Annotated in this window: 8 protein-coding genes; 5 read left to right on the forward strand and 3 right to left on the reverse strand. The window is 74.3% G+C overall.

Going from position 1 to position 12,610, the window contains the following annotated elements; genetic code table 11:
* Positions 1–155 precede the first annotated feature (155 nt).
* Positions 156–614 (forward strand): MarR family transcriptional regulator, encoded by a 459-nt coding sequence (locus ACFVVA_RS33440; protein ID WP_359914760.1) that lies wholly within the window; start codon positions 156–158, stop codon positions 612–614.
* A gap of 163 nt (positions 615–777) precedes the next feature.
* On the opposite strand, the gene ACFVVA_RS33445 is transcribed toward ACFVVA_RS33440, so the two are convergent.
* Positions 778–2,538: an ATP-binding protein gene (locus tag ACFVVA_RS33445; protein WP_387694495.1), complete on the reverse strand. Its 1,761-nt coding sequence runs from the start codon at positions 2,536–2,538 to the stop codon at positions 778–780.
* Between the two features lie 488 nt (positions 2,539–3,026).
* Positions 3,027–4,304 (reverse strand): acyl-CoA dehydrogenase family protein, encoded by a 1,278-nt coding sequence (locus tag ACFVVA_RS33450; protein ID WP_380537847.1) that lies wholly within the window; start codon positions 4,302–4,304, stop codon positions 3,027–3,029.
* A 423-nt stretch (positions 4,305–4,727) separates the two neighbouring features.
* On the opposite strand from ACFVVA_RS33450, the gene ACFVVA_RS33455 reads away from it, so the two are divergent.
* From ACFVVA_RS33455 to ACFVVA_RS33465, 3 genes are all read left to right on the forward strand, one after another.
* Entirely contained in the window at positions 4,728–5,789 is a 1,062-nt protein-coding gene (locus ACFVVA_RS33455) for a GAF domain-containing protein (RefSeq protein ID WP_387694496.1), read from the forward strand.
* Between the two features lie 247 nt (positions 5,790–6,036).
* The gene (locus tag ACFVVA_RS33460; protein ID WP_387694497.1) at positions 6,037–7,611 is read left to right on the forward strand and encodes a lipase maturation factor family protein; all 1,575 of its coding nucleotides are present in this window, start codon (positions 6,037–6,039) and stop codon (positions 7,609–7,611) included.
* A gap of 265 nt (positions 7,612–7,876) precedes the next feature.
* Positions 7,877–10,282 carry a hypothetical protein gene (locus tag ACFVVA_RS33465; RefSeq protein WP_387694498.1) on the forward strand — a complete coding sequence of 802 codons (2,406 nt, stop codon included), beginning with the start codon at positions 7,877–7,879 and terminating at the stop codon, positions 10,280–10,282.
* Between the two features lie 176 nt (positions 10,283–10,458).
* Here the strand turns inward: ACFVVA_RS33465 and ACFVVA_RS33470 are convergent, their stop codons facing one another.
* Entirely contained in the window at positions 10,459–11,283 is an 825-nt protein-coding gene (locus ACFVVA_RS33470) for a helical backbone metal receptor (protein ID WP_387694499.1), read from the reverse strand.
* Positions 11,284–11,508: 225 nt separating this feature from the next.
* On the opposite strand from ACFVVA_RS33470, the gene ACFVVA_RS33475 reads away from it, so the two are divergent.
* Positions 11,509–12,609 (forward strand): ABC transporter substrate-binding protein, encoded by a 1,101-nt coding sequence (locus ACFVVA_RS33475; protein WP_387694500.1) that lies wholly within the window; start codon positions 11,509–11,511, stop codon positions 12,607–12,609.
* Position 12,610 lies beyond the last annotated feature (1 nt).

Raw genomic sequence — 12,610 nt, forward strand, 5'->3', positions numbered from 1 at the left:
TCGAACTATTTGCACAGACCGGTATTCCGCGCCAACTGGCATACTTGTCGTAGGAAGACACAGGACGAGACCTCGTACGAGAGCCGGTACGAGACCTCGCACGGGGCCTCGTCCGGCACACGGCACGAGCAGCGCGACGGAAGGGTGGGCGAGCCATGGGAATCCGCGACGATGCGGCCGAGGTCCGGGCCAGCGGCTGGCGGACGCTCGCCGCGCTGCACGGGATGATCGACACCGCACTGGAGAAGGCGCTCCAGGCCGAGTTCAAGCTCTCGGTGGTCGAGTACACGGTGCTGGACGCGCTCTCCCGCCAGGACGGCTGGCACATGCGGATGCAGCAGCTGGCCCGCGCGGCGGCGCTGAGCAGCAGCGCGACGACCCGGCTGGTGAGCCGCCTGGAGGACCGGGGCCTGCTCAGCCGCTTCCTCTGCGCGGACGACCGGCGCGGCATCTACACCGAGCTGACGGCCGAGGGCCGTGACCTGCTGACGGCCGCCCGGCCGGTGCACGACGCCGCCCTGGAGGCGACGCTGGCCGAGGCCACCGAGGTCCCCGAGCTGGCCCCGCTGGTCGGGTCGCTCGCCGAGCTCCACCCGGTCCACACCAAGGCCTGAGGCCGAATCGGCCCGCTCGCTCGGGCCGGCGGGCCACCCGGGCCGGGGCCTTGCCTCCGTCCGGCGGCTCCGGGTCTCGTGCGCGGGAGCGGGGTGAGCCGGAGGGCGGCGGGACCGCTCGGCGTCCGGTGGTGATCGTGCAGGGGTCCGATGTGCCGCGTCGTCACTGTTCGCCCCGGGGCACGTCCGGCCCGGTGTCGAGGGCCCGCCGCGGCAGGGTCCGGGGCGCGCGCGGTCCGCGGTCCGGGCCATCGTCCGTGCCGTCCTTCGGGTCGGTCCCCGGGCCGGTCCCCGGGCCGTCGGCGCGGCTGACGGCGGGCAGTCCGGCCGGGTGTCCCCCCGTGGGGCTGCCCGACAGGTCGTACATGCGCGGCAGTACGGGCCGGGGCACGACCACGGCGCCGGGCAGCCCGGGGATCTCGGCGCCGACCGCCAAGCCCCCGTTGGCGGGCGGCGCATCGGCGCGGACGGCACCGGGGACACCCGCGACACCCGCGACCCCGGGGACACCAGCAACACCGGCGACATCGCCGAGCCCTGCGGCGCCCGTGCGGGGGCCGTCCGTGGCGTAGGCGACCGGGGGAGCGCCGGGGAGGCCGAAGGGCCCCGGAGTCTGCTGGACGCCGCCCAGCGGCCCGCCGAGCCCCTCTGCCGCCGCGTCCGACGGTCCCGGCCCGAGGCCGTCGGGCCCGGGACCTGAACCGGAGCCGGACTGGCCGTCGGAACCGGAACCGGAACCCGAGCCGTCCTCGGCCCCCGCCTGCCCCGCCTGCCCCGCCTGCCCCGCCTGCCCCGCCTGCCCCGGAGGCCCCTCGGACACCGGAGCCCGGGTGATCCGGGCCCCCGACGGCAGCCCGGGCACCGCGGCCGGGTGCCCGGCCTGCTCCAGCAGTGCCGAGGGCACCAGCACCACCGCCCGGGTGCCGCCGTACGGGGACGGCCGCAGCGAGACCCGGACCTCGTGCCGGGAGGCGAGGCGCGCGACGACGAACAGGCCGAGCCGCAGGTCGTCGCCGAGCGCGGAGACGTCCAGCTCGGGCGGGTCGGCCAGGTACGCGTTGAACCGCTGGTACTCCTGCTCGGTCATGCCGAGCCCGCGGTCCTCGACCTCGACCGCCAGGCCCTCAGTGACCTCCTGCGCCGAGACCTGCACCTGGGTGTACGGCGGGGAGAAGGTGGTGCCGTTCTCGATCAGCTCGGCGACCAGGTGGATGACGTCGGCGACGGCCTGCCCGTCGAGCGAGACGCGCGGCACGCCCTGGACGACGACCCGGGAGTAGCTCTCGGTCTCCGAGACGGCGCTGCGCAGCACGTTGACCATGGGTACGGCATTGCGCCAGCGCCGGGCGGGCAGGGCGCCGCCGAGGATGACCAGGTTCTCGGCGTTGCGCCGCATCCGGGTGGCCAGGTGGTCGACCGCGAACAGTTCGCGCAGCAGTTCCGGGTCCTCGTGCTCGCGTTCCAGCGCGTCCAGCATGCTGATCTGCCGGTGGATCAGGATCTGGGTGCGCCGGGCGATGTTGAGGAAGACCTTCTTCGTCCCTTCGCGCCCCTGGGCCTGGTGGACGATGGCGGCGATCGCGGCCTGGCGGACGGCGGCGAGACCCTCCGAGGTCTGCTGGACGTCGTCGCCGGCCCGCCGGGACGGTGCCCAGACGGCCGGGGCGGGCACCTGTTCCCCGGCGCGCAGCCGTCCGACCACCTCGGGGATCTCCTGCTGGGCGAGCGCGAAGGTGTCGGCCCGCAGTCCGGACAGCCGCGCGGACAGGGCCCAGGCGGTCCGGATGCCACGGACCAGGCTGATCAGCAGCACCAGGGCGACGGCCGCGCTGCCGGCCAGCACTGCGGTGCGCTGTCCGGAGTCGCGGAGCAGGTGGACGGCGTAGCCCCAGGCGGCGGCGAGGCCCAGGCTGGGGACCAGCACGAGGGAGAGGAGCGGGCCGCGGAGCGAGCCGGACCGGCCGGCTCGGTGGCCCGTGCGGGGGGCCGGTATGCCTGGCATCTGATTCCTTGCTGCAGGGCCGAGTCGCGGGACCGGGACGCCGGTCCGGACCGGTGGGTCCGAGCGGCGGGGTCGATCCCGTACGGCGCGGCCGGGCTTCAGGGAGTCGGGGCCGGGGGTGCCGGAGCCGGTGACGTGCTGTCACTGCTCCGGCGCGGTGCAGCACGGCCGTCGACGGCACGGAACGCTATCAGCCCCGGGCGGCGTCGACGCAATATCAACTGGCCTGATCCGAGGGGCTGATGGCGTCGGACCGGCGTCGGAGCGGGGTTCGGGCCGGAGGGTCCTCCGGTGCATCGCCGCAGCTCGCGGCCCTCGCCCCGATGGTGCCGACGGTTCCCGGAGGGCGAGGGCGACCCTCCGAGGAATTCGCCAGGAACAGGTCAAGTGTCGTCGTGGCGGGCGGGGCCTCAGCCCGCCAGTGGCATCGGCAGCACCCGTCCGCCCCTCCCCGGCGGCTTCTCCACCGAGGCCTCCCGCTGGGCGGCGAGCTCGCTCCAGGCCCAGCTGGTCAGGTCGGACAGCTCCGCCGACCACTGCTTGCCGTACGTGCCCGAGGCGAACTGCCCGAGCCGCAGTCGCTGGACGTCCGAGGTGCCGGCCGGCGGGTAGACGTGGGTGGCGTCCCGCAGGTAGCGCTCGATGCCGAACTCGGGCTGGAGGCCGCGGGCGGCGTGGATCTCCATGGCGTTGCGCGCGGAGTCCAGCGCGTACTCGGTGTTGATGAGCTTGGCGTTCATCAGCTCGGCGTCGCAGGCGCGGCCGTGGTCGAGCAGGTGGGAGGCGTGGTAGGCGGCGAGCCTGGCGGTCATCAGCCGGGACTGCATCTCGCCCAGCTTGAGCATGATGTTCGGGAGCTGGCTGAGCGGCTGGCCGTACAGGACGCGTCCCCCGGCGAACCGGACGGTGTCCTCGACGATCGCGGTGTGGATGCCGAGCGCGACGGCGGCGAGGTTGATCCGGCCGTAGAGGGTGGAGGAGGAGTAGGCGACGTCCAGCCCCTGCCCCTCCCGGCCGAGCCGGTTGCCGGCCGGGACGCGGCAGTCCTCCAGGAGGATCTCGCCGAAGCTGAAGCCGTGCAGCCCGCTCTGCGACCCGGGGGAGCCGGTGCGGAACCCGGGCCGGTCGCTCTCGACCAGGAAGGCGGACAGGCCCCGGCTGCCCTGGCCGGTGCGCAGGACCACACCGTGCACGTCCCCGATGTGGGAGTTGCCGACGAACCACTTGCGGCCGTTGAGCACGTACTCGTCGCCGTCGCGCACCGCCGTGCCGGTCATCCCGAGCACGTGCCCGCCGGATTCCGGTTCGGTGACGGCGATGGTCGGCAGGCACTCCCCGGAGGCGAACTTCGGCAGCCACTTGTGGCGTTGGGCCTGGGAGCCGTAGTGGAGGACCTTGGCCACGCCCAGCTGGGAGGCCTGCGCGATCGAGCCGGCGGCCCCGCTGACCCGGGCCAGCTCCTCGATGATCACGGTCTTGGCGACGTGCCCCAGGCCGAGGCCGCCGAACTCCCGCGGGATCGTCACGCCGATCCAGCCCTGGCGGGCGATCTGTCGGGCCAGCTCGAACTCGATCTTCCGCTCGGCCTCCATCCCGGCCACCCGCGGACGCACCTCCTTCTCCGCGAAGTCACGGACCTCGGCGCGAAGCTCCTCGTGACGGTCGTCGGTGAAGTAGTCCATCGCCATGCTCCGGTCCTCTCGGTGTGTGCGGTGCCGTGCCTCCGTTCGTGCCGTCGATGCCGCTCCGGCAACCCCGCGGGGGGCGGTGGGTGTGCGGGAGTTCCGGCCGGTCGCCCCGGTGCGATCGGCGCATGCGTCACCGGGCGGTGTCCCGGTGGCGGGCATCGTCCGTGTCTTCGGCAGGGCTCATTGTTGTATGGGGTGCCGGGGCAGCCCAGAGTCGATCTTGGATTGGCGCGATTCGGCCCGTCCCCGCCCGGAGGGGTTTCGCCCCGGCCCCGGCCGGGAATCGATCTTCGCTTCCGTGACGGTCCGTCGACCGGTCGTTCACGTGCAGTTTTGACTGGCCATCGGCAAGGCTGAGGAACGGTCGATCGGGACGGTCCGGCTGTTCTGATGTCTGGTTACATGTGCGCCATGACTGATGTGATGAGCACTCAAGGCCAGTTCCCGGGTGCCTCCGGCGAGTCCGCGCGAACCCGCAGGCTGCGCGGCCTCGGGCTCAACGACCCGTCCGCGGACGAGGCCTTCGACCGCTTCGCCCACCTCGCAGCCAGTATCACGCGCGCTCCCATCGCGATGGTCAACTTCATCAATGACGAACGCCAGATGTTCCGCGGGCTCTACATTCCGCCAAGTTCGACCGATGCCAGGGCCGAGGACGGATCGTCCTGGGCGGACCGCGGCATCGCGTTCGACCTCCCCACCCGCGAGATGCCGCTGAGCCACGGCTTCTGCCCGCACGTCGTCGCCCAGCGCTCCCCCCTCGCCCTCGACGACATCCTCGCCTACCCCCGGTTCGCCGGGAACCCGGTGGTGGACGAACTCGGCGTCCGCGCCTACCTCGGCGCCCCGCTCGTCGACGACACCAACACCGTCATCGGCACCGTCTGCGTCCTCGACCGGGAACCCCGGCAGTGGGGGCGCGAGCGGCTGCGCGACATCCAGCACCTCGCCGAGGCGCTGCTCTCCGAGATCCGGCTGCGCGACAGCCTGCTCGCCCAGCGCCAGGAGATGTTCGCCGCCTTCGACGGCTCGCCGTTCCCCATCATGCTCACCGAGGGCCCGGTCCAGGAGATCCGGTACGCCAACGCCCAGCACACCGACACCTTCGGCGCGCCGACGGCCTACGGGACGATCGGCGCCGCCTACCCGCAGCTCGGCGCCGCCGGCCTCGAACAGACCGTCGTGGAGGCGTACCACACCGGTCGCACTGCCGTCCTCGACGGCGTCCGGCTCGATTCCGCCCGTCCCGACGCGCAGCGCGGGCGGCAGGTGTTCAGCTTCACCTGCACCCCGCTGCGGGCCGCGCTCACCGGCCGGATCAACGGCGTCCTCACCGTCGGCATGGACATCACCGCCCAGTCCCGCACCGAGGAGGAGCTCGGCACGCTGGCCGCCCTGCTCGTCGACCGGCTCCAGCAGAGCGGCGCCTCCGTGCCCGGCCGCTCCGCCGTCGCCGGCGGGGCCGGACCCGGCCTGCCCGCCTGAACCCGGCCGGGTGCGGACCGTCCACCACCGTGGCGGGGCGCCTCTCACCCCCGTGGAGAGGACCCCGCCACGCTGCCGTCCGGCGCCGGGAGTCCGCCGGAAGTCCGCCGGGTGCCCTTCCCGTGCCGGTCCGTGTCCGCCGGGCACTGCCGGAGGCCCGCCGCCCGGGCCGAGCGGGTGAACCCTCCCCGCTCCACCGCCCCGACCGGGCCCGTGCCCGGGGCACCGGATGGTAGGCATGGGCCGCATGGACTGGTTCGCCGCCCCCGACTACTGGCTGAGCCGGCTGCTCGTCCAACGCCTGCTCGCCGCCCTCTACCTGATCGGATTCCTGGCCGCCGCCGGGCAGTTCCGCGCGCTCATCGGCGCCGACGGGATGCTGCCGGTGCCCCGCTTCACCGCGCGGGTCCCGTTCCGCCGGTCGCCCGGCCTGTTCCACCTCCACTACAGCGACCGGTTCTTCGCCGCCGTCGCCTGGAGCGGCGCCGCGCTCGCCGCAGCCGTCGCGGCCGGGCTCGGCGACGCCGTCCCGCTCTGGGCGTCGATCCTGCTGTGGGCGGTGCTCTGGACCCTCTACCTCTCCATCGTCAACGTCGGGCAGACCTGGTACTCCTTCGGCTGGGAGTCCCTGCTGCTCGAAGCAGGCTTCCTCGCCGCCTTCCTGGGCGACGCCGACACCGCCCCGCCCACCCCGGTGCTGTGGCTGATGCGCTGGCTGGCCTTCCGGGTCGAGTTCGGCGCCGGACTGATCAAGCTGCGCGGCGACAGCTGCTGGCGCGACCTGACCTGCCTCCAGTACCACCACGAGACCCAGCCGATGCCCGGACCGCTCAGCTGGTTCTTCCACCACCTGCCCGCCCCGCTGCACCGGGTCGAGGCCGCCGTCAACCACATCGTCCAACTCGTCGTACCAGTCGGCCTGCTGCTGCCGCAGCCGGTCGCGAGCGGCGCGGCCTGCGCCGTCATCGCCACCCAGCTCTGGCTGGTCGCGTCCGGCAACTTCGCCTGGCTCAACTGGCTGACCATCGCCCTCGCCCTCGCCGCCGTCGAACCGGCCCGCCTCGGCCTGCCCGTCCAGCCCCGCGCCTACCCCGGCACCCCGGTCTGGTACGAGGCGCTGGTGATCGCGCTGACCGCCGCCGTCGTGGTGCTCAGCTACTGGCCGGTGCGCAACATGATCTCCCGCGGCCAGGCCATGAACCGCTCCTTCAACCGCCTGCACCTCGTCAACACCTACGGCGCCTTCGGCAGTGTCAACCGGTTCCGCCAGGAGGTGGTGGTCGAGGGCACCGACGAGACGGTGCTCACCCCGCACACCGTCTGGCGCGAGTACGGCTTCAAGGGCAAGCCCGGCGACGTGCGCCGCCGCCCGCGCCAGTTCGCGCCCTACCACCTGCGGCTCGACTGGCTGATGTGGTTCGCCGGCATCTCCTCCGCCTACGCCCGCCCCTGGTTCCTCCCCTTCGTCGCCCGCCTGCTGTCCGGCGACCGGGCCACCCTGCGCCTGCTGCGCCACAACCCCTTCCCGGACGCCCCGCCGACCCACGTCCGGGCGACCCTCTACCTCTACCGGTTCACCGATTGGCGCGAATTGCGGGAAACCGGCGCGTGGTGGCACCGCACCGCGCTCAGCGAATACCTCGCGCCGGTCGATCTGCGGGCCCTCGGCCGGGCCGGCTACCGGCCGCCGCCCGGCCGGCCGGGCCCGGTACGGGGACGTGGCGTCCGGGAGGTGCCGATGGAGCGGTTCCGCCGGGGCGACCGTCGGGCCGAGGGCCGTCGGCCGGAGCCGCCTGTCGGAGGGCCGCGCGAGGAGCCGTGAGCAGCGGAGACACCCGTCCGGACCAACGCCCGACCACCCGGGCGGACCGCCCGAGTGGCGGCCAGGCGGGCGGTATGGCACACGACACCCGCCCGTCGGGGCGGTGGGTGCGTGCAAGCCTCGAACGGGCACCCGTATTCTGGGCCTCCACAACCGGCAGCCCGCCCGCGCGCCCCCCAGCCCCGCCTCAGGGGCGACCCCGCGCAACCGGTCCGCCGCCCCCTCGCCGCCAGCCCCGCCGTCGTCGCCCAGAACCGGACCTCACATGACAGTGCTTCACTCGCGCAACGCCGACGCAGCCGACCCGGCGGACGTCGCCGACGCCGCAGACGTCAAGGACCCCCAGGACGCCGCCGCGGAGCCCGACCTCCGCGAGGACCTCGGCCGCTACGCCGAGCTCGGGGCCTTCACGCTCACCGCCGAGACCCACGCCTGGTACGCGGCCGTCGACACCGTCGCCACCCCCGAGGACGCCCGCGCCGCCTCCACGGCCCTCGCCGAACTGCGCGGCAGCGACCTCCAGCAGACCTGGGAGGCCGTCACCGCCCTCGCCGCCGACGTCAAGCTGGACGAGCCCGACACCGTCGCCAAGACCGCGCTGCTGGTCGAGATGCTCCAGCGGGTGCACCGCACCTCCACGGCCCTCTTCCCCGCCGCCTACGACGCCGACCTCGGCGCCCTCGCCGCCGCCACCGCCGACAGCACCTGGCGCCGCGAGAACGGCGTCAAGCTCTCCTGGCTGCGCGGCCGCTCGCTGCGCAAGCAGGCCGTCGCACTCGCCACCGACCGCCGCATCCGCCGGGAGGACCTGCACGAGGCCCTCACCTCCGCCGAGATCGAGCGCCGCGCCTGGGCCGCGCTCGCCCCGGCCGGCACCCTCCCGCGAGTGCCCGGCGACGGCGCCCTGGTCGACCGCACCGCCCAGGCCTTCGAGGCGATCAACACCGGCCTGCGCGGCCTCGCCCGCCTGCTTCCCGACCACGACCTGGACGGGCTGCCCTTCGCCGAGCTGATCGACCTGGTCGAGCGGCTCGCCGCCGACGAGGGCACCCTCTACCGCCTGCCCACCATCCGCGGCCTGCGGGTCGGCCTGGAGGAGGCCGGCCTCGCCGACCTGCTCGCCGAACTCGCCGCAGCCAAGGCCGACCGCCGCGCCGCCGAGGCCGCGTACACGGCCCGCCAGGCGCTGGTCGCCGGGCAGCGGGACGGGCTCGGGGAGAAGGCCACCGCCACCGGGGACGCCGTGGTCGAGGAGCTGCCGGAGGCCGAGGAGGCTGCCGAGGCGACGGACGAGGTCGCTGCCGAGGCCGACGGCGAGGCCGGTGCCGAGGAGGTTGTGGCCGAGAAGGCCGGGACCGAGGAGTCGGCGGACCTGGCTGACGCCGAGGCGGCTGCCCTGCAGGCGCTGGCCGGTGGGCAGCGGGACGGGCTGGGAGAGAAGACCCCGGCTCCGGCGACCGCTCCGGTGGAGGAGGCCGACGAGGCGCCCGCGGCCGTTGAGGCAGAGGCCGAGGTCGAGACCGACACTGAGGTCGAGGCCGAGGTCAAGCCTGAGGTCGAGACCGACGCCGAGGTCGAGGCGGAGATCAAGCCTGAGGTCGAGACCGACGCCGAGGTCGAGGCGGAGACGTCGTCGGACACGGGTGTCGCGGACGACGAGCCGGCCACCGAGCAGGCCGACGAGGAGGCCCAGGCCGCGGTGGTCACCCTCCCGGCGCCCTCCCCGGCGGCCGACGACCTGGTGGCGGCCGCGACCGCCGCCCTGGCCGAGGCCGTGGACGAGACCCCGGCGGAGACGGAACCGGAGGCCGACCCGGCCGCCGAGGTCGTTGAGGTCGAGGAGCCGGTCGCTGAGGTCGTGGCCGAGGAGCCGGTCGTCGAGGTTGCGGCCGAGGCTGAGACCGTGGTCGAGGTCGAGGTCCAGGTCGCGCCGGTGGCCGAGACCGAGCCTGAGTCCGTCGTGACGGAGCCCGCCGTCGAGGAGCCGATCGCCGAGGTCATCGACGCCGTTGAGGCTGAGGTGAACGCGGTGGAGGAGCCCGCCGCCGAGACCGATGCGCCGGCGATTGAGCTTGCCGAGAGTGCCGCCGAGGTCGCCGCCGAGGCCGAGCCGGTGGCTGTCGCGGTGGAGCCCACCGTCGACGAGCCGGCCGCGGACGTGGACGAGCCTGCCGTTGAGGCCGAGGCCGAGGCCGAGGTTGAGACGGCTGAGGCCGTAGTCGCCGAGCCCGCTGTCGAGGAGCCCGTCGCCGAGACCGAGCCCGAGGCGGTTGCCGTGGAGGCGGCGGAGCCGGTGGTCGAGGCCGAGGAGCCTGCCGTCGCACCCGAGCCCGAGCCGGCCGTTGAGGTCGCGGCCGAGCCCGAGCCCGAGCCGGCCGTTGAGGTCGAGCCCGAGCCCGCTGTCGAGGAGCCCGTCGCCGCTGCCGAAGCCCCCGCCGCCGAGCCGGAGGCCGACGTCCGTCCCGTGAAGCCGGACTTCACGCCCGGTCGCCCCGTGACCGCCTACTCCGCCGACGAGCTGCTCGCCGTCGTGCGGTGGGTGGACGGCGACGGCGTCGAGCGGACCGACGAGGAACTGCTGCGGGCGGCCATGAAGGAGCTGGGCTTCGCCCGCCTCGGTCCCCGGATCAAGGAGGCGCTGGGCGCCGCCGTCACCGCCGCGCGCGGCTGACGAAACAAGCCGGTACGGCCGCAAGGCCGTAGGGTACAGGGCCCGGGACGCGAACACGCGTCCCGGGCCCTGTCACGTTCCGGGGCACTTGCCCTCAGTCGGTGCTTTCCCTCCCGCCCTCGCTCAACCTTCGTACCCCCCGTGTCATCGGTGGCCGTCGGTGAGTGGCGGTCGCCCTACGAGGCGCCCGTTCCGCCACCCGGACCGTACGGGTGGTCGAGGGCCCGTCGCAGCACGGCGGGGGCGGTCACCAGCGAGGGGCCGTACCAGGTCAGGTGCCGTCCGCTGACCAGCGCCGCCGGCGTGCCCGGGAACGCCTCCGGGCCGTCCTCGGCGGTGAAGCGGTACGGCTCGTCCGGCAGGACCACCAACTCGGGTCGGCAGGCGAGCAGTTCGGGCAGTGGAACGGCCGGGTAGCGCTCGGGGTGGTCGGCGTGGACGAGCCGCAGGCCCAGGCGGCGCAGCAGGTCCCCGGCGAAGGTGTCGCGGCCGAGGACCATCCACGGGCGGCGCCAGATCGGCACGACGGTCCGCGGGCCGTCGCCCAGCGCGGGAGTGCCGCCGCTCCCGACCGGGGCCCAGGCCGCCTCCGCCTCGTCCAGCCAGAGCGGCCGGGGCAGTCCGCAGGCGGTGGTCAGCAGCCGGTGCAGGGAGCGGAGGGCGTCGTCCAGGGTGCGGATGTCGGTGACCCAGACCGGGACGCCGGCCGCCCGCAGCGCGTCCAGGTCGGGGCGCCGGTTCTCCTCGTCGTTGGCGAGGACGAGGTCCGGCGTGAGCGCGAGGATGCGTGGGACGTCCGGGTTCTTGGTGCCGCCGATCCTGGTGACGGACAGGTCGGCGGGGTGGCTGCACCAGTCGGTGGCGCCGACCAGCAGCCCGGGCGCGGTGGCGGCGACCGCCTCGGTCAGCGAGGGCACCAGCGAGACCACCCGGCGGGGCGGACGCGGCCCGAGCCGGACGGGGAGGTCGAGATCGTCGCGCGGGACGGTGGGGGCAGCCATCCGGCCAGCCTACGTCCGGCTCCGGGGCGAGGGGGCGCCGACGACGACCGGGCGCGAATCGCGGGGAACCCATCGGCCCGACCGCCCGACTACCTGGTCCGGGTCCGCAGTACGGGCCTTCGGCACGACCAGCCACGACCCACCCACGACAAGCACCGAGCACGGTCACCAACGCGGTCACCAGCACCGTCACCGAGCACGGTCACCGACCAGGAGAGAGTTGTCATGCGCCCTCGCGTCGCCTGCGGAATCGCAGCCGCCGTCGCCCTGTTCGCCACGGCCTGCGGAAGCGGGACCGGGGGCGGGCCGAGCGCCTCCGTCACCGTCCGGGACGACCCGGGCGGTGGCTTCCCCGTCAAGGTCGCCGACTGCGCGGGCAAGGAGACCAGCATCGCCAAGGCGCCCTCCAGGATCGTCACCAGCAATGCCGCCGGCCTGGAGCTGATGCTCCAACTCGGCGCGGGCGAGCGGGTGATCGGCACCGGCTTCCCGCCCGGCAAGGGCACCCTGCCCGCCGCCGTCGCCGAGCAGGGCGCCAAGGTGCCGGTGCTCGGGGACAAGGGCATACCCAAGGAGAAGCTGCTCGGCTCCGGCGCCGACCTCTACGTGGACACCTTCGGCGCGATGCCGATGATGGGCGGCGGCGCCACCGGGCCGAGCGAGGAGGAGTACGCGGCGGCCGGCATCCAGCACGTGTACCTGCTCTCCACGGCCTGCGCCGGGACGCCGAAGGCCGCCAAGGTGCCGCGCACCGACCTCGCCGGGATCGAGGAGGACGTCCGCCGGCTGGGCGCCGTCACCGGCACCGCCGCGCGGGCGGAGGAACTGGTCGCCGGGATGGAGAAGCAGCTCGGCGAGGTCCGCACCGCGCTCGCCGCCGTGCCGGAGGGGCAGCGGCCGAGCTATTTCGTCTTCGACTTCGACGCCGGCACCAAGCAGCCGGTGGCGGTCTGCGGCCGGCAGGTCGCCAACGCCGTGATCACCCAGGCCGGGGCGCGCAACGTGTTCGCCGACTGCGACGCCGACTTCAAGCCCGGCTCCTGGGAGGACGTGGTCGCCAAGAACCCCGACTGGATCCAGCTGGCCGTGCGCAACCGGGGCAGCGAAGAGGCCACCCGCAAGGCCTTCGACGAGGCCGAGGCCTTCCTGAAGGGCTTCCCCGCGACCCAGGGCCTGAAGGCCGTCCAGGAGGGCCACTTCGTCCGGCTCGGCTCCGAGGTGACCACCATCGCGGGGGTGCGCAACGCCGAGGCCGTCCGGCAGATCGCCGCCACCGTCCACCCGGACCTCGTCAAGAGCCCCGACCCCGTCAAGAGCGGGCAGTAGC

Source organism: Kitasatospora sp. NPDC058048 (assembly GCF_042885555.1).
Taxonomy (GTDB): domain Bacteria; phylum Actinomycetota; class Actinomycetes; order Streptomycetales; family Streptomycetaceae; genus Kitasatospora; species Kitasatospora lactacystinica.

Bases quoted from the DNA above. Each gene is read 5' to 3' on its own strand.
- ACFVVA_RS33475 (WP_387694500.1), top strand. From the start codon at position 11,509: ATGCGCCCTCGCGTCGCCTGCGGAATCGCAGCCGCCGTCGCCCTGTTC.
- ACFVVA_RS33460 (WP_387694497.1), top strand. From the start codon at position 6,037: ATGGACTGGTTCGCCGCCCCCGACTACTGGCTGAGCCGGCTGCTCGTC.
- ACFVVA_RS33450 (WP_380537847.1), bottom strand. From the start codon at position 4,304: ATGGCGATGGACTACTTCACCGACGACCGTCACGAGGAGCTTCGCGCC.
- ACFVVA_RS33440 (WP_359914760.1), top strand. From the start codon at position 156: ATGGGAATCCGCGACGATGCGGCCGAGGTCCGGGCCAGCGGCTGGCGG.
- ACFVVA_RS33465 (WP_387694498.1), top strand. From the start codon at position 7,877: ATGACAGTGCTTCACTCGCGCAACGCCGACGCAGCCGACCCGGCGGAC.
- ACFVVA_RS33455 (WP_387694496.1), top strand. From the start codon at position 4,728: ATGAGCACTCAAGGCCAGTTCCCGGGTGCCTCCGGCGAGTCCGCGCGA.
- ACFVVA_RS33470 (WP_387694499.1), bottom strand. From the start codon at position 11,283: ATGGCTGCCCCCACCGTCCCGCGCGACGATCTCGACCTCCCCGTCCGG.